Here is a 19808-nt window from a genome sequence, read left to right as displayed (position 1 = left end):
CCTGCTCCCCTAAAAACCTAAGCTGGACAAAAGGTCGTCAACATCGTCTTGACCCGATACAACATCATCGCGATTCTCAGCGTCGATAATGGGGCCTTCCGCTTCTACTGCACTAACCGATTTGTTATCGACAGATTTTGCCGCGGGTTTAGTTTGTCCCATTAACTCCTGCTCTCCAAATACGGTGAGCATGTTAACAAGACTGTCTTCGACTTCTTTGACCAAGTCGATAACTTTGCGTATCACCTGACCTGTTAAATCTTGATAGCCCTGGGCCATAAGAACTTCAGTGAGCAAAGACGTTAACTTAGACGACTGTTCAACACCATCTTCGAGAAGCTTGTCCAAGTCTTGGCACAGGGCCTTAAATTCGCCGAGCTCTAATTGCCTAGTCATCAACTTTTTCCACTCAGGCATAATTTTATCAATGCTTGAATTCAAGTTTTCAGATATCGGCATGCTTGCTTCTACAGCGTCCATCGTAGTGTTCGCTGCTTTCTCAGTTTCCTCGATTACATACATCAATCGAGACTGAGCATCAGGAATATCGTCGTTTGCTAAATTTACGATACGTTCATCTAGCTGAAAATTGTTCAGTGCGTCATGCAACTGACGAGTCAACTTACCGACTTCGGCGAATAACTCGACAGATTCTTTCATTGACGCCGCTTCAAGAATAGCGTTCGCAGAAGCGTTATCACCCGCTTCCATGTACGCGACTAATTGCTTAGCCTCTTCAAGCGAAATCGGGACATTCACATTTGTTGACATCCAGTAAACCTCTTATTTCTAGGGAGCGCCTGGATCAACCTAAACGTTCAAAGATCTTATCTAGTTTTTCTTTAAGCGTAGCTGCCGTGAATGGTTTAACAACATATCCGTTAACACCAGCTTGCGCCGCTGCTACGATTTGTTCTTTCTTAGCTTCTGCCGTAACCATTAGTACAGGAAGGTGTTTGAGTTTGTCATCTGCACGAATGTGACGAAGCAAATCTATACCTTGCATACCCGGCATGTTCCAGTCGGTTACAACAAAATCAAAGTCGCCTTGTTGTAGCATAGGTAGCGCGGTATTGCCGTCATCCGCTTCCTGGATATTGGCGAAACCCAAATCTTTGAGCAGGTTTTTGATGATACGTCTCATGGTAGAAAAATCATCAACCACAAGAATTTTCATGCTTTTATCCAAAATAGCCTCCAGTGAGGGTTAATCGTTCTAAGTTTCTATTCGTCTTCATCAGTCTGCCAAGACTTCATTCGTGATTTGAGTTTTAGCATGGCCTGACTGTGAATTTGGCTGACTCTAGACTCACTTACATCAAGTACTTCACCTATTTCACGTAGGTTCAGTTCTTCATCATAGTATAAAGACAGCACAATCGCTTCCCGCTCGGGTAACGTAGTAATAGCATGGGCTAACGCTTTTTGAAACGCGCCCTGCATCAAATCTTCTAATGGTGCATCGCTGCCGCGATTTTTTTCGGTGGAAATTACGTCTTCCGATACACCTAAATCTTCGATTCCTACCAGCTTTCCAGCATTTACTTCATTAAGCATCTGGTGGTATTCGGGCAAGCTAACGTTGAGTTTTGCCGCAATGTCGGCGTCTCTGGCATCGCCCCCGGTTTCGCTCTCGACGAGAGATATAGCCTCGGTGATTGCTCTACCATTTTTGTGTACTGACCGTGGCGTCCAATCACCTTTTCGAATTTCATCAAGCATCGCACCACGAATACGGATACCTGCGAAGGTTTCAAAGCTCGCGCCTTTGGAACCGTCAAAGTTTCTCGCAGCTTCTAGCAGTCCAATCATGCCTGATTGAATTAAATCATCAACGATAACACTCGCTGGAAGCCTAGCCATTAAGTGATGAGCAATGCGCTTCACCAGCGGAGCATGACGCTCTACTAGCTGTGCTTTATCAGTTTGTTGTTGATAAGCGGCTGCCTTGCTATTCAACGTTAATTTCCTACTGCTTTTTCAGACACAAGTTGTTCTAAGAAAAATTCCAAATGCCCCCCAGGTTGTGCTGGGATTGGCCAAGTGAGTGCATTATTTGCCAGTTGCGATATCGCCAATGCTGCTGGGGAACCAGGAAATGCATCAACAATTGCAGTTTGCTTGCGTACTGCTCTGCGAATGTTTTCATCGAAAGGAATCGTTGCAACAAGTTCCAAGGCCACGTCGAGAAATCTACCAGTAACTTTAGACAACTTATTGAATAATTCCTGTCCTTCCCGCACATCACGCACCATATTTGCGACTACTTTGAACCTAAACACGCCGTGCTCTCGATTCAGTAGTTTAATTAATGCATAAGCATCGGTGAGTGATGTTGGTTCATCACACACAACAACCATGATGTCTTGAGACGCTCTTGAAAAACTCAAGACCATATCAGAGATACCTGCTGCGGTATCGACAATTAATACGTCAATTTCTGAACGGAGCTCGCTAAACGCCCGAATCAGACCGGCATGCTCAGTAGGCGTGAGTTCCGCCATGGATTGCGTACCTGAGGTTGCAGGCGCAATTTTGATACCGTGAGGACCAGTGACAAGAATTTCGTCCAGTGTACATTCACCAGACAATACGTGAGAAAGATTACGCTCGACTCTGAGCCCTAACATAACATCTACGTTAGCTAGCCCTAAGTCTGCGTCTAATACCATTACGCGTTTACCACGTTTTGCCATAGCAATGGCCGTGTTTAACGTAATGTTGGTTTTACCTACGCCACCCTTTCCTCCGGTGACGGCGATAACTTTGATTAACCGTGATTGCTTCATTTTTCGTAAGCTACTCGCTTGGTCGTCAATCATACTGCTCGTGCTGAATTTACCACATCATTACTACTAGTATGATTCAATCCATACTTTTTATAAAGCTTTGCTGCAGCAGATACTATAGATTTTGCTTCAGCTACCTTAATGTCCTCTGGAACTTTTTGTCCATCAGTCACATAACTTACAGGCAACTGATAAGTCACTGCGGCGCTAATGATCTCTCCTAGAGAGTAGCATTCATCTAGCTTTGTAAAAATACAGCCATCTAAATTAATCTCTTCATAAGCGGCAATAATTCGCTCTAAAGTCGCATATTGCGTGTTCGCTTGTGCCACAAGATATTTTTTCACAGGCTGCATTTGGCCATTATCAAACTGCTTGATTTGTTTAATTAATCGGCTATCTCGCTGACTAAAACCTGCAGTATCTATTAATATTAGACGCTTATGTCTGAGCTGGAACAATAAATCTGCTAATTCCTCACTACTTTGCGCTTTTCTCACAGTACAACCAATAATTTTTCCGTAGGTCGCTAGCTGTTCAAAGGCAGCAATTCTGTAGGTATCTATAGTGATCATTGCCACCGACTCAGCACCGTACTTTTGAGCATATCTTGCTGCAAGTTTAGCAACGGTCGTGGTTTTTCCAGTTCCCGTCGGTCCAACTAATGCAACAGCCCCTTTTTGCGTAAGTATATCGTTACCCGTGACATTAATGCGATTAGCCAATAGGTTTAGAAGATAAATCCATGCTTCGCGCTCATTATAGTGTGAAGGCGTATAATTAATAAGCTGAGAGGCGAGGCTTTCTGAGAGCCCCATGGCGACCAATCGCTTGGTCAAAAAGTGATGTACAGGCTTTTTACGACGTTGTTTTGCTTCCATCAAGTCGGCTACTTGATGCTGCAACACGCTTCTTAATGACGCCAGTTCTTCTTTGATATTTGTCAATTCGTCACTGGAGGTAGTTTCGGTGCTAGCCATACCTGATGCCTGATGCTGATGTTGCACAGCAGAAACAGGTTCATGTTGCTGACTTGATTCTTCGATGAACGCATCAGAAAAATCGAGATGTTGTGCAATGTCATTGGCATGTTGAACGTTTTTGTTTTTTACCGCCGCATTCGGTTCTTGTCGATTTTGCTCTCCGTGCTGTTTTTCAAGCAGGGCTTTTAAACTGTCGGGTCCATCATCACCTATGATTTCGCTTAGTGACGGAACTGCAGGGTCTTTCTTCGCAGCGGCAGGTTTCTTCACCGAAAGCTTTGCTTCAGGCTCTTTGTCGTAGGCGGCAACTAGTTCGATACCGTCGGCAACTTTGCGATTAGACATAATAACTGCATCACTGCCTAATTCAGCTTTAACCTGACTTAGTGCTTCACGCATGTCTTTACCGAAGAATCGTCTGATTTTCATAGTAACCCCTTAGGTAGCTTCAGTGTCAGTTTATTGACCCACTGAGCTTACAATCTTTATCTGTTTGTCATCTGGCACTTCTTGATAAGACAAGACATGCAATCCAGCGACAGAATATTTCAAGAAGCGTGATAGCACAGGCCTTAACATACCTGAGGTCAGCAATACTGCCGGCTCACCTTCGAGCTCTTGCTGTTGACTTGCTTGCTGCAATGATTGCTGAAGCTTGTCTGCTAAACCAGGTTCAATACCCGCGCCGTCTTCTCCACCTGCTTGGAGTGACTGGTGCAACATCTGTTCCAACTCTGGTGCCAAGGTTATGACAGGGATCTCTTTTGCACCGACGGTTATTTCTTGAACAATCAGGCGTTTAAGCGCTATACGAACAGCAGATACTAGAACATCAGGGTCTTGAGAACGGGGGCCGTATTCACTTAGCGTCTGTACAATCGTACGCATGTCTCTTATTGGCACCCCTTCAAATAGGAGGGTTTGTAATACTTTTACCACTGTGCTCAGTTGAAGTATGTCTGGTACCAAGCCTTCAACCAACTTGGGGTTGTGTTTAGCCAACATATCAAGAAGCTGCTGAGTTTCTTCATGACCTAGTAGTTGATAGGCATTGTTGGTGAGTAATTGACTCAGATGGGTAGCAACAACTGTTGCGGCGTCTACTACAGTATACCCAAGAGTTTGGGCGTGCTCGCGCTTGGCGGGTTTGATCCAAATAGCATCTAAACCAAACGCTGGATCTTTAGTTGCTCGCCCTTCTAGCTTACCGAATACCTGACCGGGGTTGATTGCCAATTCTTCATCATGGCTGATTTGTGCATCGCCAATATTGACGCCCAACATGGCTATTGTGTAGGTATTAGGTTCTAAATCTAAATTGTCGCGAATGTGCACCGGCGGAATAAGAAATCCAAGTTCTTGAGACAGTTTTTTACGTACGCCTTTTATGCGAGTAAGAAGTTCACCGCCTTGGGATTTATCCACCAGTGGGATAAGACGGTAACCCACTTCAAGACCGATGGTATCAACTTGCTGAACGTCGTCCCAACCAAGCTCTTTAGCCTCGGGTGGTGTAGTTTCTTGCGCTTCAACATTGGCGGGAACAGGTGGTTGCTGTGCCAGCTTCTTCGCTTTGTAATCTTGCCAGTAGGCATATCCAGCAATAAGCGCTGAAAATCCTAAGAACGCAATGTGAGGCATTCCGGGAATGATACCCATAACAAACAACACACCAGCAGCAATATATAAAGCCTGACTGTTACCTAGTTGTGTTTGAATTTCTTTACCCATTTCTTGGGTTTCGTTTTCACGGGTAACAATAATCGCCGTTGCCACAGACAGTAGTAGTGATGGAATTTGAGCCACCAAGCCATCACCAATCGTAAGAATGGTATAAACCTCTATCGCATTACCAAAGGTTAAACCATGTTGAATCATACCGATGAACAAGCCACCGACAATGTTGATTAACATGATGAACAAGCCTGCTACGGCATCGCCTTTAACAAATTTTGACGCACCATCCATTGAGCCATAAAAGTCAGCTTCTGCAGTGATTTCTTCCCTGCGCTTACGAGCTTCATCTTGGTCTATATACCCTGCATTCAAGTCAGCATCTATTGCCATCTGCTTACCTGGCATAGCATCCAACGTAAAGCGAGCGCTCACTTCAGAAATTCTTCCAGCACCTGCGGTAACTACTTTAAAGTTAATGATGAGCAAGATAGCGAACACAACTACACCCACCGCGTAGTTGCCGCCGATAACCACTTCACCGAAGGCTTCAATGACTTTACCTGCGGCGTCACCACCCTCATGGCCATAAAGTAAAACTACACGAGTGGATGCTACATTTAGCGCGAGTCGTAAAACCGTCGCAATCAATAGAACGAGTGGGAAAATACCAAAGTCTACGGGTTTCTGAGTAAAAACGGCGACCAAGATAATGACCAGAGACAAAGCAATATTGAAACTAAACAGCACGTCTAGTAAGAACGGAGGCATGGGTAGGATGACCATACCCATAATAGCTAAAAGAACAACGGGAGCACCCAATCCGTTAGTAAATTGCTGTATTTGATTCTTATCGAAGCGTTGAAAATAACCGGCTAACTGCATCGTAAGTGTGTCTCTCTATCGAAAAATTGACGCTTTTAAAGCGCTGCTATCGATATGTATCAACTAGCGTGCCAGCTTTGTTTTGACGCTGGCTCAAGTCACCTCTGTTTATGGCTTATCGACGAAGTTCTTCTGGTATGGGAAGGTTGCGCTCTAGCGGCTTGGGTCGCTTACCCTTACCAGCGCGGTAGGCTTTCAACTGATAAACGTGAGCCAATACCTGTGCTACTGCCATAAATAGGCCATTTGGCACTTCGTCATCAACTTCAGTTGAGTAGTAAATCGCACGGGCCAGCATGGGGGATGGTATGAGTGGAACATCATTCGCCGTCGCAATTTTTCGAATATGCATAGCAAGTTCATCGGTTCCTTTCGCCACAACGACAGGTGCTCTGTTACCACTGTCTTCATATTTTATGGCAACGGAGTAATGCGTAGGGTTGGTTACAACAACATCAGCTTTGGGTACTTCTTGCATCATACGTTTAGCGGCGGCTTGATATTGAAGTTTACGGATACGACCTTTTACCATAGGGTCGCCTTCGGCATTCTTGCGTTCGTCTTTGACCTCTTGTTTGGTCATTTTCATTTCTTTGTTGTGTTTGTATATCTGATACGGGATATCGATAATGGTGATTGGGATCATTCCGCATACAAGCAACAAAAACGCCCATTCAATCATGTCAAAGGCATGAAAAAGGTTACGAGGGTAAAGCTCTAGATCTAAGTGAAGGGCCTCGTCTTTGAAGTAAAGTAAAGCGATGACTCCCATACCAGCAATGACGAAAAACTTTGCTATGGACTTAATCAACTCCACCAAACCGTTAATGCCAAAAATCCGTTTCATCCCACTGAGGGGGTTCATTTTACTCCCTTTGGGCTTGACCGATTCCCAAGTAAAATTATAACCACCGATGGCAATAGACCCGTAAATGCCCGCAATCATAGTCACGAGCATAAAAGCGACGACGGGGCCACTCATTGCACTAATTGCCTCTCCCCAAGCTGCAAACATATGTGTTATGTCATAAGTTTCATCACGGGACAGAATAAACATTCGCTGTGTTACTCTATAAACGGACTCAGCAATCCAGCCCCCCATCATTAAAAACATTATTGCGCTGGCAATCAGAACAAGAGCAGTCGACAGTTCACGGGATCGCGCTATCTGCCCTTTTTTTCGGGCATCCTCAATCTTTTTCCCCGTGGGTTCTTCCGTTTTTTCGTGGGTATCTTCTGCCATCTTTCTACTCGCTGATCGTGACGTTAGTCATTGCGCTAAGGCGTAGGACAAATTCGAAGTAATTCGCACATAAATTGCTCGGCACGTGTCCATTGAGACTCGTAGTGCGCAATAAAGTTGTCTAGGGTGATCCAAATAATAAGAAGCCCCATAACCTGCGCAATAGAAAAGCCGATACTGAAAATATTTAGCTGAGGTGACGCTTTTGTCATTACACCAAACGCAAGATTCACAATCAGTAGTGAAACAATTGGCGCAAGCGAGAGCGTAACCGCAGAAACAAACATCCAACCCGCCCAATGAGCGATTGATTTGAATTGCTCCCCTGTCCACCAAGCTTCAGCAATAGGGAATGCCTCGAAACTCATCACAATCATTTGAATCATTGACAGGTGGCCGTCAAACGCCCAAAACAACAATGTAGCGAGTATAAGATAAAACTGCCCCACGGCTGGCACGTTAATCCCATTCACCGGATCAACAATCGACGCAAACCCCAAACCAGTTTGCATTGCAATAACTTGCCCTGCTAACACAAAGGTGTTCAGTACCATCATGGAAATAAACCCAATCCCTACACCAATCACAATCTGCTGAATAACAATGACAAAGGTACCCACATCGACAAGACTATTAACGGGTACTGGAGGCACTAGAGGAATGATAACGAGTGTCAACATGACTGCCAGCAGACTACGAATAGGCGTGGGAATGGAGCGGGCACTCAACCCAATCATAGCTGCAAATAACCCACTGATGCGCATGAAAGGCAGCATCATGTCAGCTAAAAATTGATTGATGACAGCGAGTTCGAAAACCATTTATCCAACAACTTGCGGAATCAAGTCGACCATGTTGAAAGTAAAATCCATAATCTTTTGTACTAGCCAGTTCCCGCCCCAACTCAAGGCTAACAAGGTCACGATAAGACGAGGAAGAAAACTCATAGTTTGTTCGTTAATAGAAGTGGCAGCCTGAAACACAGCCACTACTAGCCCCACTATTAAGCTAGGGACGATCACGGCAGAAACTAAGATGATGACCATAAACATGGCTTCTCTAAGAATCTCGACAAAAACTTCTGGTGACATAGTTGCCTCCTACACACCCATTCCAAAACTCGTAGCGAGTGTGCCAAAAATTAAGTTCCAACCATCGACTAGAACGAAAAGCATCAGTTTAAAAGGTAGCGAGACGATCATTGGGGAAAGCATCATCATACCCATTGCCATCAGAATAGACGCTACGACTAAATCAATGATCAGAAACGGAATAAATAACATAAAGCCTATCTGGAAAGCGGTTTTTAATTCACTGGTGACAAAAGCCGGTATCAAAATAGTCAGTGGCACTTCATTGGTGTCTTGATACTTGCCCTCATCACCTGCGATACGCACAAAAGTTTCGAGATCTTTAACTCGGGTTTGTGAGAGCATAAAGGCTCGCATAGGCCCTTTGGCTTGCTCTACCGCTTCCAAACTAGTCATTTCCTCAGCAAGGTAAGGTTGCAAAGCTCGCTGATTTACTTCTTCGAAAACTGGCGCCATGATAAACATCGACAAAAATAAACTAACACCAATAAGAATTTGGTTTGACGGCGACTGTTGAAGACCGATGGCCTGACGCAAAATAGACAACACAACAATAATGCGGGTAAAAGAGGTCATCATCATGATAAACGCAGGTATCAAACTCAGTGCTGTCATAATAAACAGCGCTTGTAGCGTCATTGAATACTCTTGCCCACCACTGGGGTTAGTGGTTACCGTTACCGCAGAAATACCTTGCTGTGCACTAGCCACATCTGCAAACAAAAGAGTGATGAATATCACAAGGCCTTTTGACAAGAGCTTAGTCATGATCTGGTCCTTTTTTAATGGCAGGATTGAGCTTGCCAGCCATTGCAGCAGCTAACTTGTTCTTGAACTGGGCAGCACTGGGGGTTTCACCCACAGGCGCGGTAGAAAGATTATTCTCAAGTTTACTGAGGTGGGAGATGTTATTGCCGGTCACGCCAATCAGGTGTTGTTCTTCACCAACTTGAATAACCATAACTTTTTCTTTGGTTCCCGCCATCATGCTAGCCACTACCTGAAGATGGCCATTACTACCACCAGTGACATTAAATCGACGCATTACATAAGCCAGCGCGAAAATAATTCCGACAACGAGTAACAAAGAAAGAAAAATTGACACTACCGACATTGGATTAGTGATCGATTGTGTACTTTGTGCGTTTGCGATTGGAGAGATGAAAAGGGGCAGCAGAGCGCAACCCCTTAATAGATAAGGCAATTTATCTGAGTTTTTTGATTCTTTCGATTTGACTAATAACATCCGTTAACCGAATTCCGAACTTGTCGTTGACCACTACTACTTCTCCATGAGCAATCAACGTGCCATTTACAAGTACATCAAGTGGTTCACCGGCAACTCGGTCTAATTCAACAACGGAACCCTGGTTCAATTGCAGCAAGTTACGAATGCTTATTTGGCTACGGCCAACTTCCATCGAAATCGTCACTGGAATATCCAATATGGTATCCAGCTTCTTCTTTTCTTCCTGGGTTATGGGAGCGTCATCTGACAGCTCTTCTAAAGGCGCAACCTGAACGTCTTCACCGCCCGCCTCGTCCTCAGCTTCAGATTCTGCCTGCTCCGCCATTGCGGCAGCCCAATCGTCCATACCGTCTTCTTCGCTCATGGGCAACTCCTCTTACAAATCTTCTTCAAGTATTTGTAGCTCGGCATCGTTATCTATGATGCGTCCGCCACGGGTTAATAGCTGCAATTCTGATTTCACTGACGTAGGTCGAGAGATCTTCTCTACAATTTGCAGCGCTAAATTATCTCTTGAACGGCCTAGCTTAGCGCGGAAGGTCGGCAGTTCTTCAATTAACACGGTGATTGTTTCTGGCATTTCTACCGGAATAATGTCCCCTGCATTAAATTCCATCACGTCTTTAAGTGGCACATCAACATCGAGCATATGGGTGGTCAATGCCACTTTAACGTCCATAATTTCATCGCGAAGCGCCTTACTCCAACGTAAATCTGTATCTTCTTTGTCGCTCTGTACACCAGCATCGAGTAGTTCGCGTATGGGCTCCAACATGGAGTATGGTAGAGATACGTGGAAGTCACCACCACCACCATCCAATTCAATATGAAACGAACTTATAACCACTACTTCAGTCGGGCTTACAATATTCGCCATGGCAGGGTTTACTTCTGAGTCAAGATACTCAAAAGATACATCCATCACTGGCGCCCATGCTTCTTTGTAATCTTCAAAGATTATTTTAAGCAGCATTTGAATAATACGACGCTCTGTTGGCGTAAATTCCCTACCTTCAATTTTGGCGTGGTAACGACCGTCCCCACCAAAAAAGTTATCTACGAGAATAAAGACTAATCGCGCTTCCATGGTAATTAGGCCTGTCCCTTTTAGTGGTCTGAAACGCACCATGTTCAGACTCGTCGGGACAAAAAGCGTATGTATGTACTCACCGAACTTGATCATCTGAATGCCGTTAATCGACACCTCTGCAGAGCGGCGCATCATGTTGAACAAGCTAACACGCATATGTCGTGCAAAACGTTCGTTCACGATCTCAAGTGTAGGCATACGCCCACGAACAATTCGGTCCTGAGAAGAGAAATCGTACTCTAGTGCCGAAGCGTCAACTTCGTCACTACTTACGTCTTCTTCTTCTACATCGTCTACCCCGTGTAAGAGGGCATCGATTTCGTCTTGAGATAATAAATCGCTCACAACATCTACCTGTTATTGCATAACGAAGCCGGTGAACAACACTCGCTCAACCACTTCACTGCCTACGATATCTTGTAAAACACGTTGTACTTCTGACACAGATTGCTCTCGTAGCTCAATTTTTCCAGCTTCGGTCACTAAGTCATCTGCGTTCGCGGTACTAAACACCTGTAACAGCGTTCCCTCAATGAGTGGGATATGTGTTTTCGCTAACTCTTCGTTATCGGAACCACGCACTAAAAGCTGTACTTTAATTTGTACTAGGCGATCTCTGCCCGACCCAGGAACATTGAACACAAAAGGTCTAGGCATAGCCACATAGAGGGCCGTTCCAACATCAGCGTTCGCAGCTGGCGCTTCAGCGGCAGCAGCTTCTTCCGTTTGTTCTAACTGCTCGGCCGCAGGCTCATCACCGCCTGCAAACAAGAAGAAGTACGCAGCGGCACCGCCTACAATCACCACCACAGCAATTATGATGATCAGCATCATATTGCCTTTCTTACCACCTTCTTCTATCTGTAATTCTTCTTCAGCCATGTCTAATCCATGCGTTCACTGTATTGGCTTGTATTATCGGTTAACGGCACTAAATGGCAATGCCATGAGGCCTAAAATTTACGATGACCGATACTATCTGTTTACAAAGCCATCAACATTAAGCATAAAAATCGATTCCGCCTTCTGTATTTAAATTAATCGATTGCTCGATAACTCGCGTGTCTTCGTCTTGCTCAATGTCACCATTACCTGTTGAGCCACCAGCGAATTGTTGCCCTTCATCACCATTTGATTGAGACCGAGAGTCTTGTTGTACGGTAGACTCACCCAGAGAAATCCCCTGCTCTTGCAACATTTCTCTTAATTTAGGCATAGTGTCAGCTAGGGCATCTTTAGCGTGCTGAGACTGAACAACAAAGTTTACGGTAGCCGCCTCTCCAGATACATTAACTCTTACCTGCATGCTTCCCAATTCAGGTGGATCTAAGCGAATCTCAGCCATGGCATTTCTGGCATTCACCATCCAACGTATTTTTTCGCTGAGTTGGGTTTGACCTTCTGGTTTGAGTACATTGACGGGTTTATCCATTCCATCAAATTGTTGTTGTGCCCGCGATGATTCAGAACGCACTTGGTTGTTTTCCGAAATTAAGGACTCCGCTTGAGACATGCCATGTTGCGCAGTCTGATACGCCGCAGATTGGCTTTGATTCACCAACTGCATAAAGGCGCCCACTTGTGTATCTAGCTGTGCTAACACTGATTGGGTTGTGGATGGGGGCATATTGGCCTCACTCATCGCGTCGGCAATCATGCTACTCACATCAATCCCCGGCTCTCGACCTTGCGCTACCTGTTGCTGAAATTCATTCAGCGCATTTACTACGTTGGCCTTTACGGCTTGTTGCTGCTGAGCGTTAGCATTTGGCATTAATGCAACAATTCGGTCGGCAAATGCTGTCGTTGCTTTTTGTGCAGTTTCAGGGGACATATCAGCAAGTACTGAAAACATATCCTCGGCTGTATTTAACAAGGTTGATTCAGTCGCTCCATTTCCATTTTCTACAATCGAGACTGAAGGAGTACTTGGTTGTGCGACGGCCGCCTCTTTACTGGTATTCGCTTGAGTCGTTTTTAATGTATCTTGAATGAGGCCAAGCAACATGGACTCTTCGCTAGTTAGTGACGATTCAAGGGCCGCCAACTCTTCAGATGATATCGAATCCGAAGCGCCACTTATGACATCATTGATTTTAGTTTCTAAAGAGCTGAGTAGCTCAATAGTGTTTACGCCAGAGGACTCTGGCATTTTTGCTTCATTGAGGCCTTCTTGCTTAACCGCTTGTACAAGTTCGAGCAATGATTGAGGGTTTTCACTCACTTCAAGGGCAACTTGATCTTCTGATATCTCTGTTGAAGCCTTACCAAGGTCGCTGCTGATTTCATTTTCGGCGCTCAGTAAAGCACTCTCGGCAGACTCTGGCGTTACAGAAAACGCATGTTCTGGAGGTGCTATTGGCTGAATCGTCATTCGCTCGGGCAAAGGTTTGCCGTCAACGGGTAATAGCTCTTCAGCTGGGTTAGTGTCTACTGGCGATGCGATGATAGTTTTTTCCGCAGCAGGGTCGCTTACCAGTTCTGCCCCCAATGCTAATTCCAGTGCTTGATTGCTCTCTTCAACGGCATCACTCAATTGCTCAGGAATGATGGGTAAGATGCTCTGCGGTTCCTCAGGCATTTTACCCACAGTCACATTCGTAGCCTTGTCATTGTCTTTGTGACTGACCAGTGCCGTAAGGTTGTCATCTAGCTGCATAACAGACTCAACCAAAGACACTATCGCACTACTGCCGTCTTCCTCACTCACTACAGGTGTTTGCTGCGTAATCACACCGTCATCAGTAAGCGGCGCAGGCTCTATTGGTTGGATTGAATACTCGGGTGGCAGCTCTATTCTGCCGTCACGTGGTGGTTTTGGCTCATTGCTCTCTTTTGCAACGCCTTGGGTAACACTCCCGCTTTCAGCGATTACATCGTCATTGTCGTCTCTGGCTAAATCAGGGCTCGCCACGATATCAGCTTCATCACCAGCTGTTGGGGCTGGCTCATTCTCACTATTGCCGTCACTGGTGTATTTTGGGGCCGGATTTACAGCCAACTGTTTAGAGTTTTTAGGCTCTGCATTTGCTGACGGCGCATTTTCATCAGCTTTTGGGGCTGAAGTTTGCACACTTGTGTCTTCAGACACCTGTGCGTATATTGCTTTGAAATCACCCGCCGGCTCAGATTGCCCACCAGGTAATGGTTGGTGTTGCTGCCCGTTTTCAATAGTTTGCGTAAATGAGCCCGAAGCAGCATCGGCTACTGATATAGGTAGTGCGGCAATGTCAGTATTCTTGGCGGCAAGTTGTTGCATAATTCTAGGTATCCTGCGTCTTATACTGTTACTCTGCCCCTCCTCAATCGAGGTATCCCTAGAAGATTAACTTGCTAAAAATCAGGCAATTAGCAGTTTTATTAAGATATTCTTCTGAGTAGCTTATTACACAATAACAGTATCAATACGTGTATTTCAGTAGGACAAATGCAAAGGGTGTTCCAACACGGGTTAGTTAAACAAACCTTTTTGTGCACGGAAGAATTTTTGGGTGGCAAACTCATCAAACAGCGCCTGCTCTTGCTTATTTGCTTTTAGTTGCGCTGCTTGGGCTATCTTGTCGAGCAACATTTCAACCGCTTTTACGCGTTGTTGTTGCTTTAACCACAATGACTTTCGTTGGTCGGCGGCCAGCTTTGCTTGGGCTATAGCATTCATTTGCTGCTCGCAGGCTTTGTCGAGTTTTCCTACAAAGGAAAGGTGTTGCTGATAGTGAGACGCTTTAACGCCCTCTTTGCCTGATTGACTAATACCCCGCAAGTAATCAACACGGTATTGCTCTAGACTCTGTAGTTTTTGCCGTTGCTGGTTAACGTGCTGCTGTGCTTGCTGAAAGACCAACAACATGTTTTGTTCTTTTTCTTTCTCAAAGTCGAGCAAACGAGTAAGTTGTTGCGTCATTATCCGTTACCCAATCCTTTAGCGAGAGCTGCCATACCCTCAAGAGATTCATCGTAAGGAATAACCTGTTTCATACCCTGCTGTAAAAGCGCATTGATGGCTGGCTCGGCCCTAATGGCTAAATCAATGCGAGGGTCGGAACCTTTGGCATATGCACCAATAGAAATGAGATCTTGGTTCTGTTTGTACTGGGAATATACTTGGCGAATTCGACGGGCGCTATTCATATGCTCATCGCTGACAACCATTGGCATTACGCGGCTTATAGATGCTTCGATATCAATGGCTGGGTAGTGACCGCTGTCAGCCAGTGCCCTCGATAATACCACGTGTCCATCTAAAATTGCTCGAGCCGCATCAGCAATGGGATCTTGTAAGTCATCACCTTCAGTGAGCACGGTGTAAAACGCTGTGATAGAACCTTGCTTATCACTGCCGTTGCCCGCTCGTTCAACAAGTGCAGGTAATCGGGCAAACACTGAAGGCGGATAGCCTTTGGTTGCCGGCGGCTCGCCGACGGCAAGGGCTATTTCACGCTGTGCCATGGCATAACGTGTTAACGAATCAATGAGCAAGAGTACATTCATACCTTGATCGCGAAAATACTCGGCTATAGTCACGGCCGTTTCGCAGCCTTTTAGTCGCATAAGCGGCGACGTGTCTGCTGGCGCAGCTACAACCACAGCGCGTTTGCGTTCCTCTTCCGTGAGAATATCATGAATAAATTCTTTAACTTCTCGACCCCGTTCACCCACCAGCCCCACAACAACCACATCAGCTTGTGCGCCTCGAGTCATCATTCCAAGCAGAACACTTTTACCCACACCACTACCAGCGAATAGCCCCATACGTTGGCCAACGCCCACGGTATTGAGTGCATTGATGGCTCGTACGCCTACATCCATAGGTTGAGATATTTGTCGACGAGCCAGGGGGTTAATTGGAGGACGAGAAGTCGGCACACGGGCGTCGGTTGCAATCTCGCCCAAGCCATCGAGGGGTTGGCCATTGCCATCGACCACTCGACCCAGCAACCCCATACCCACAGATAGTCCGCTGTGCCGGTTTAATGGCACCACTCGACTTCCAGGCACTATGCCACGCACTGCCTCGGTGGGCATAAGGTAAGTAATATCACCGCCAAAACCGACCACTTCGGCTTCGATTTCACCTTCAATGGTTTGCACAACACACTGACTTCCCACAGGCAATTGACAACCAATAGCTTCAAGCGTTAAGCCAATACCCCTCACGAGTTTGCCCGCGGCCACAATCGGGCCCGCCGTTACTTGATCCGGTAAACTAGCAAGATGATCATGCCAAGGGCTAGTCATCCGCTAGCCCTTGGTTTAATAAGAATCGGTCGATAACGTCTTTTGTTCGACGTTCAATGGACACATCCACCGCATTTTGGTCGGTAGTAATATCGCAACCTCCTCGCGCCATTGATGGTGCGTCCACCAGTTGCCACTGTTTTTCTTTCAATGTGGCTTCGCCAAAGTGTTCAGTGACAAGCGCAACATCGTCGGGATTCATATGAATTTGATACTGAGCTTGGTTGATTGGGAGTGCTTTTAGCCCTTCAGACAGCGCTTGATAAATTACTTGTTCGTTAGTGGCGACTTCAGTGCGAATAACACCTCGGGCCAAACTCACCGCAAGTTTTACTAACTGATCTTGAGTAACGCTGTTTGCTTGAGACAGGGGCTGATGTAGCTTTTCTGCGAGCTGCTGCCACAAGGTGGCTTGTGCGTCTACTAACGCTTTGCCTTCATCCAATCCTTGTTGCAAGCCTTCGGTATGGCCCTGCTCTCGGCCTTCGGCCAAGCCAATCTCAATACCCTCAGCTTTACCTTCTTCCAACCCCTGTTGTTTACCCTCAGCATAACCTTCATCTCTAGCAGCCTGGCGGATAGCTTCGATTTCTTCAGCCGTGGGAGGAAGTATTTCTATTTCTTCTTCTGGTGGTTCGTATTTCCACTCAGAGCGCATTTTAAACGCATTGGTTTTGCCATCATCGACAGATAGCTTGGGATCTTCCACCATTGGAATGTCCCATGACTCAGCATCTTGTAGCTCTTGGTCGTTAAACCCTGAATTTGAAGACATAATGGCTACCTCAACTCAGCCTATACCTATGAGCGATCTAGAGGAATTCCTCTCCACCGCCACCACCAAGCATGATTTCACCAGAGTCTGACAAGCGACGTGCCACAGACAGGATTTCTTTCTGTGCGGTCTCCACCTCAGAAATACGCACTGGTCCCAAGGCTTCAAGGTCGTCATTGAGCATTTCAGCCGCACGTTTAGACATGTTCTTCATGATCTTATTCTTCAGTTCTTCATCTGCACCCTTAATGGATTTGAGTAATGCATCTTGCTGAACTTCACGAAGAATCGCTTGAATACCCTTGTCATCTACATCTACAAGGTTATCGAAAACAAACATCAAGTCTTGGATTTGCTGACTCATTTCTTCGTCTTGCTCACGGATAGCATCCATCAACTGACCTTCGATAGCGGTATCGAGGTAGTTCATGATATCTGCGGCAGACTTCAAGCCGCCCATCTTGGCTGCTTGTGTACCGGCTTGACCCGCGAACTGTTTCTCCATGATTTCGTTCAATTCTTGCAGTGCTGCTGGCTGAACTTCTTCAAGGTTAGCGATACGCATCAATAGGTCTAAGCGCACTTTCTCTGGGAACTGTGCCAAAATCTCGGCGCTTTGTTCAGGCTCGAGATATGACATAACAATAGTTTGGATCTGCGGGTGCTCGTTGCGAATAATACTGGCCACTTGCTTAGAATCCATCCACTTCAGTGAATCAAGGCCCTTAGCCCCACTGCCCATCAGGATTTGGTCGATCAAGTTAGCCGCTTTGTCTTCACCCAACGCAGCAGTTAGCGCACGTTTCACAAAGTCTTGGCTCTGGAAGCCAATGGTACTGTAGTTCTGGATCTCTTCGATGAAGTGTTTGTGTACAGCGGTAATTTTCGACTGTGTCATATCATCGACTTTTGCCATCTCAGAACCCAGCTTTTGCACTTGCTTGGGCTCTAAGTGTTTCAAGATTTGTGCGGCGTCTTCTTCCGACAAACTCAATAGCAAGATAGCGGCTTTTTCTACCCCTTCTAACTTACTGACGTCATAGGAGGATTCTTCAACTGTAGCTAGTTCTTCGGCCATGGGCTTATCTCACTTACTCGTCTTGCATCAACCAGCCCTTAACAACTTGGGCGGATAGTTCAGGCTCATTAGCCACCAATGCACGAACGGCTTTCAATACATCTTCATCTTTGTGGAGGTCTGGTAACATCAGTGAACCATCAGCGGCAAAGCCAACCTGACCTTCATCAAACTCTTGCGACAGCATACTAATAGTTTCGTCACCCAAATCCAAACCTTCATCAGCATCAAAGTCTTCAGCTTCCTTAGTATCGTCTGGATTAATCAAGCGACGTAGCATTGGTCTGATAACAAAGATAATCAGAACAATAATAACCAACGCGCCCATCACAAGTTTAAGTATAGGTAAGAAGGTAGGGTTCTCCCAAATAGGAACCTCTTCTGCAAGGCCAGAGTCCATGCGTGTAAAGGGTACACTGACGACTTCTAAAGAATCACCCCGGGTTACGTCAAAACCAATACCGCCCTGCAATAAGCGCCGGATGTTGAGTAACGCTTCCATACTGCGAGGCTCGGCTGATGTAGTACCGTCTTCACCGGTAACCTGCATGTAGTCCACCGCAACTGAAACGCTTAGACGACGAATAACACCCGTTTGCTTAACGCTGTGGCTAATAGTGGTATCTAATTCGTAGTTTCTGGTTTCTTCTTTTGAAGAGCGACCTGGCATAGCCTGCTGATTACCATTAATCGCGTTTTCAGGAATATTTGATTCAAGAGGAGGTTGATTACTGAGTGCACCTGGAATACCCGTATTTCCCCCTCCAACACTGTTTTCTTCCATGATCATTTCGCTTCTTACGGCGGGTAGATCAGGATTATAGCTGCGCTGTGTTTGCTCTAGCGAGCTGAAATCCATCGCAACGTCTGCTTGCGCAGTGTAGTTGCCAATACCTAACACAGGGATCAGGATGGCATCTATCTTTTCCATATACTCTTGTTCGCGTTGGCGCTCAATTTCGTACTCTTTTCGCGCTCTAGAACTCATTGAGTCTTGAGAACCAGAGTTTAGCAGTCGGCCGTTACTGTCGGTAACAGTTACCTTTGAAGGCTCCATGCCTTGCACTGCCGACGCTACGATATCGACAACAGCGTCAACTTCTTCACTAGAAATAACAGAACCACGTTTAGCGGTAAGAACAACAGTGGCAGACGCTTTACGCTCTCGACGAGCAAAAACGTTTTCTTTAGGCATCGCTAATAATACACGGGCTTTTTGGATACTAGAGATATCTTCGATAGTGGCAGCTATTTGTTGTTCGCGGGCATGCTTTAGTCGTTCCATTTCAACACGCTGACTTACCCCAAACCCCATATCGGTCATGATAATATCAGTGCCGGCTTCACTGGCTTGCGTTAACCCCTGACGAGTCATCCCTAAGCGAATGCTTTGAAATTCATCAGCGCGAACGTATACCGTGTTGCCTTCAAGCCGATATTCAATCAGATTAGCGTCCAAGTAATCTAGCGTTTCGATGAGTTCTTGCGTTTCCATCTTTGCTAGCGGACGGTAGTCTGGCTCTTGTGCCCAAATTAAAATAAATACGGCGATGGCCACACAGATGACAAGCACAACAACTAATGCCATTTGACGCATCATATCAGCGCTGCCAATGGCATCCATAAATCCAGATTTGTTTTCGGTTTCTAAGCCCGCCATACCGCCAGAGTCGGCTACGGTAAGATCGGTTCCAGTTGCATCAGCCATAATTCACT

General features: G+C 45.8%; 20 protein-coding genes. All 20 read right to left on the bottom strand.

What is annotated here, in order from left to right:
• Nucleotides 1-9: 9 nt before the first annotated feature.
• The 20 genes from EYS00_RS10390 to fliF all read right to left on the bottom strand — a co-directional run bounded on the left by EYS00_RS10390 (nucleotide 10) and on the right by fliF (nucleotide 19800).
• Nucleotides 10-771, bottom strand: a complete 762-nt coding sequence (locus tag EYS00_RS10390; RefSeq protein ID WP_130636488.1) for a protein phosphatase CheZ — start codon at nucleotides 769-771, stop codon at nucleotides 10-12.
• 34 nt (nucleotides 772-805) lie between these two features.
• Nucleotides 806-1189, bottom strand: a complete 384-nt coding sequence (cheY, locus tag EYS00_RS10385) for a chemotaxis response regulator CheY (protein WP_130636487.1) — start codon at nucleotides 1187-1189, stop codon at nucleotides 806-808.
• 35 nt (nucleotides 1190-1224) lie between these two features.
• The gene (locus EYS00_RS10380; protein ID WP_130636486.1) at nucleotides 1225-1959 is read right to left on the bottom strand and encodes an RNA polymerase sigma factor FliA; all 735 of its coding nucleotides are present in this window, start codon (nucleotides 1957-1959) and stop codon (nucleotides 1225-1227) included.
• A gap of 2 nt (nucleotides 1960-1961) precedes the next feature.
• Nucleotides 1962-2822, bottom strand: a complete 861-nt coding sequence (locus EYS00_RS10375; protein WP_130636485.1) for a MinD/ParA family protein — start codon at nucleotides 2820-2822, stop codon at nucleotides 1962-1964.
• Entirely contained in the window at nucleotides 2819-4201 is a 1383-nt protein-coding gene (flhF, locus tag EYS00_RS10370; protein WP_130636484.1) for a flagellar biosynthesis protein FlhF, read from the bottom strand. The genes EYS00_RS10375 and flhF overlap by 4 nt, the downstream gene beginning before the upstream one ends.
• Before the next feature lie 30 nt (nucleotides 4202-4231).
• Nucleotides 4232-6331, bottom strand: a complete 2100-nt coding sequence (gene flhA / locus EYS00_RS10365; RefSeq protein WP_130636483.1) for a flagellar biosynthesis protein FlhA — start codon at nucleotides 6329-6331, stop codon at nucleotides 4232-4234.
• Nucleotides 6332-6446: 115 nt separating this feature from the next.
• Entirely contained in the window at nucleotides 6447-7574 is a 1128-nt protein-coding gene (flhB, locus tag EYS00_RS10360) for a flagellar biosynthesis protein FlhB (RefSeq protein WP_130636482.1), read from the bottom strand.
• A gap of 35 nt (nucleotides 7575-7609) precedes the next feature.
• Complete coding sequence (gene fliR, locus EYS00_RS10355) at nucleotides 7610-8395, bottom strand: flagellar biosynthetic protein FliR (protein WP_130636481.1); 786 nt, start codon at nucleotides 8393-8395, stop codon at nucleotides 7610-7612.
• Nucleotides 8396-8665, bottom strand: coding sequence for a flagellar biosynthesis protein FliQ (fliQ, locus tag EYS00_RS10350; protein WP_130636480.1), 270 nt, complete (start codon nucleotides 8663-8665; stop codon nucleotides 8396-8398).
• A gap of 9 nt (nucleotides 8666-8674) precedes the next feature.
• A complete protein-coding gene (fliP, locus tag EYS00_RS10345) occupies nucleotides 8675-9433 on the bottom strand; it encodes a flagellar type III secretion system pore protein FliP (protein ID WP_130636479.1) in 759 nt (252 codons plus the stop codon).
• Nucleotides 9426-9842, bottom strand: coding sequence for a flagellar biosynthetic protein FliO (gene fliO / locus EYS00_RS10340; RefSeq protein WP_130636671.1), 417 nt, complete (start codon nucleotides 9840-9842; stop codon nucleotides 9426-9428). The genes fliP and fliO overlap by 8 nt, the downstream gene beginning before the upstream one ends.
• 28 nt (nucleotides 9843-9870) lie before the next feature.
• Entirely contained in the window at nucleotides 9871-10278 is a 408-nt protein-coding gene (gene fliN, locus EYS00_RS10335; RefSeq protein WP_130636478.1) for a flagellar motor switch protein FliN, read from the bottom strand.
• 12 nt (nucleotides 10279-10290) lie between these two features.
• Complete coding sequence (gene fliM / locus EYS00_RS10330) at nucleotides 10291-11349, bottom strand: flagellar motor switch protein FliM (RefSeq protein WP_130636477.1); 1059 nt, start codon at nucleotides 11347-11349, stop codon at nucleotides 10291-10293.
• Between the two features lie 12 nt (nucleotides 11350-11361).
• Nucleotides 11362-11886, bottom strand: coding sequence for a flagellar basal body-associated protein FliL (gene fliL, locus EYS00_RS10325; RefSeq protein WP_130636476.1), 525 nt, complete (start codon nucleotides 11884-11886; stop codon nucleotides 11362-11364).
• Between the two features lie 118 nt (nucleotides 11887-12004).
• Nucleotides 12005-14263: a flagellar hook-length control protein FliK gene (locus EYS00_RS10320; protein ID WP_130636475.1), complete on the bottom strand. Its 2259-nt coding sequence runs from the start codon at nucleotides 14261-14263 to the stop codon at nucleotides 12005-12007.
• 192 nt (nucleotides 14264-14455) lie between these two features.
• Complete coding sequence (gene fliJ, locus EYS00_RS10315) at nucleotides 14456-14905, bottom strand: flagellar export protein FliJ (RefSeq protein ID WP_130636474.1); 450 nt, start codon at nucleotides 14903-14905, stop codon at nucleotides 14456-14458.
• Complete coding sequence (fliI, locus tag EYS00_RS10310) at nucleotides 14905-16239, bottom strand: flagellar protein export ATPase FliI (RefSeq protein ID WP_130636473.1); 1335 nt, start codon at nucleotides 16237-16239, stop codon at nucleotides 14905-14907. The genes fliJ and fliI overlap by 1 nt, the downstream gene beginning before the upstream one ends.
• Entirely contained in the window at nucleotides 16232-17014 is a 783-nt protein-coding gene (gene fliH / locus EYS00_RS10305) for a flagellar assembly protein FliH (RefSeq protein WP_130636472.1), read from the bottom strand. Before fliH ends, fliI begins: the two co-directional genes overlap by 8 nt.
• A 37-nt stretch (nucleotides 17015-17051) precedes the next feature.
• Nucleotides 17052-18092, bottom strand: coding sequence for a flagellar motor switch protein FliG (gene fliG, locus EYS00_RS10300; RefSeq protein WP_130636471.1), 1041 nt, complete (start codon nucleotides 18090-18092; stop codon nucleotides 17052-17054).
• 13 nt (nucleotides 18093-18105) lie between these two features.
• The gene (fliF, locus tag EYS00_RS10295) at nucleotides 18106-19800 is read right to left on the bottom strand and encodes a flagellar basal-body MS-ring/collar protein FliF (protein WP_130636470.1); all 1695 of its coding nucleotides are present in this window, start codon (nucleotides 19798-19800) and stop codon (nucleotides 18106-18108) included.
• Nucleotides 19801-19808 lie beyond the last annotated feature (8 nt).

This window comes from Alteromonas sp. KUL49, assembly GCF_006538345.1.
Classification (GTDB): domain Bacteria; phylum Pseudomonadota; class Gammaproteobacteria; order Enterobacterales; family Alteromonadaceae; genus Alteromonas.
The sequence above is the reverse complement of the archived record's forward strand: the minus strand, read 5'-3'. Positions and strand labels throughout refer to the sequence as shown.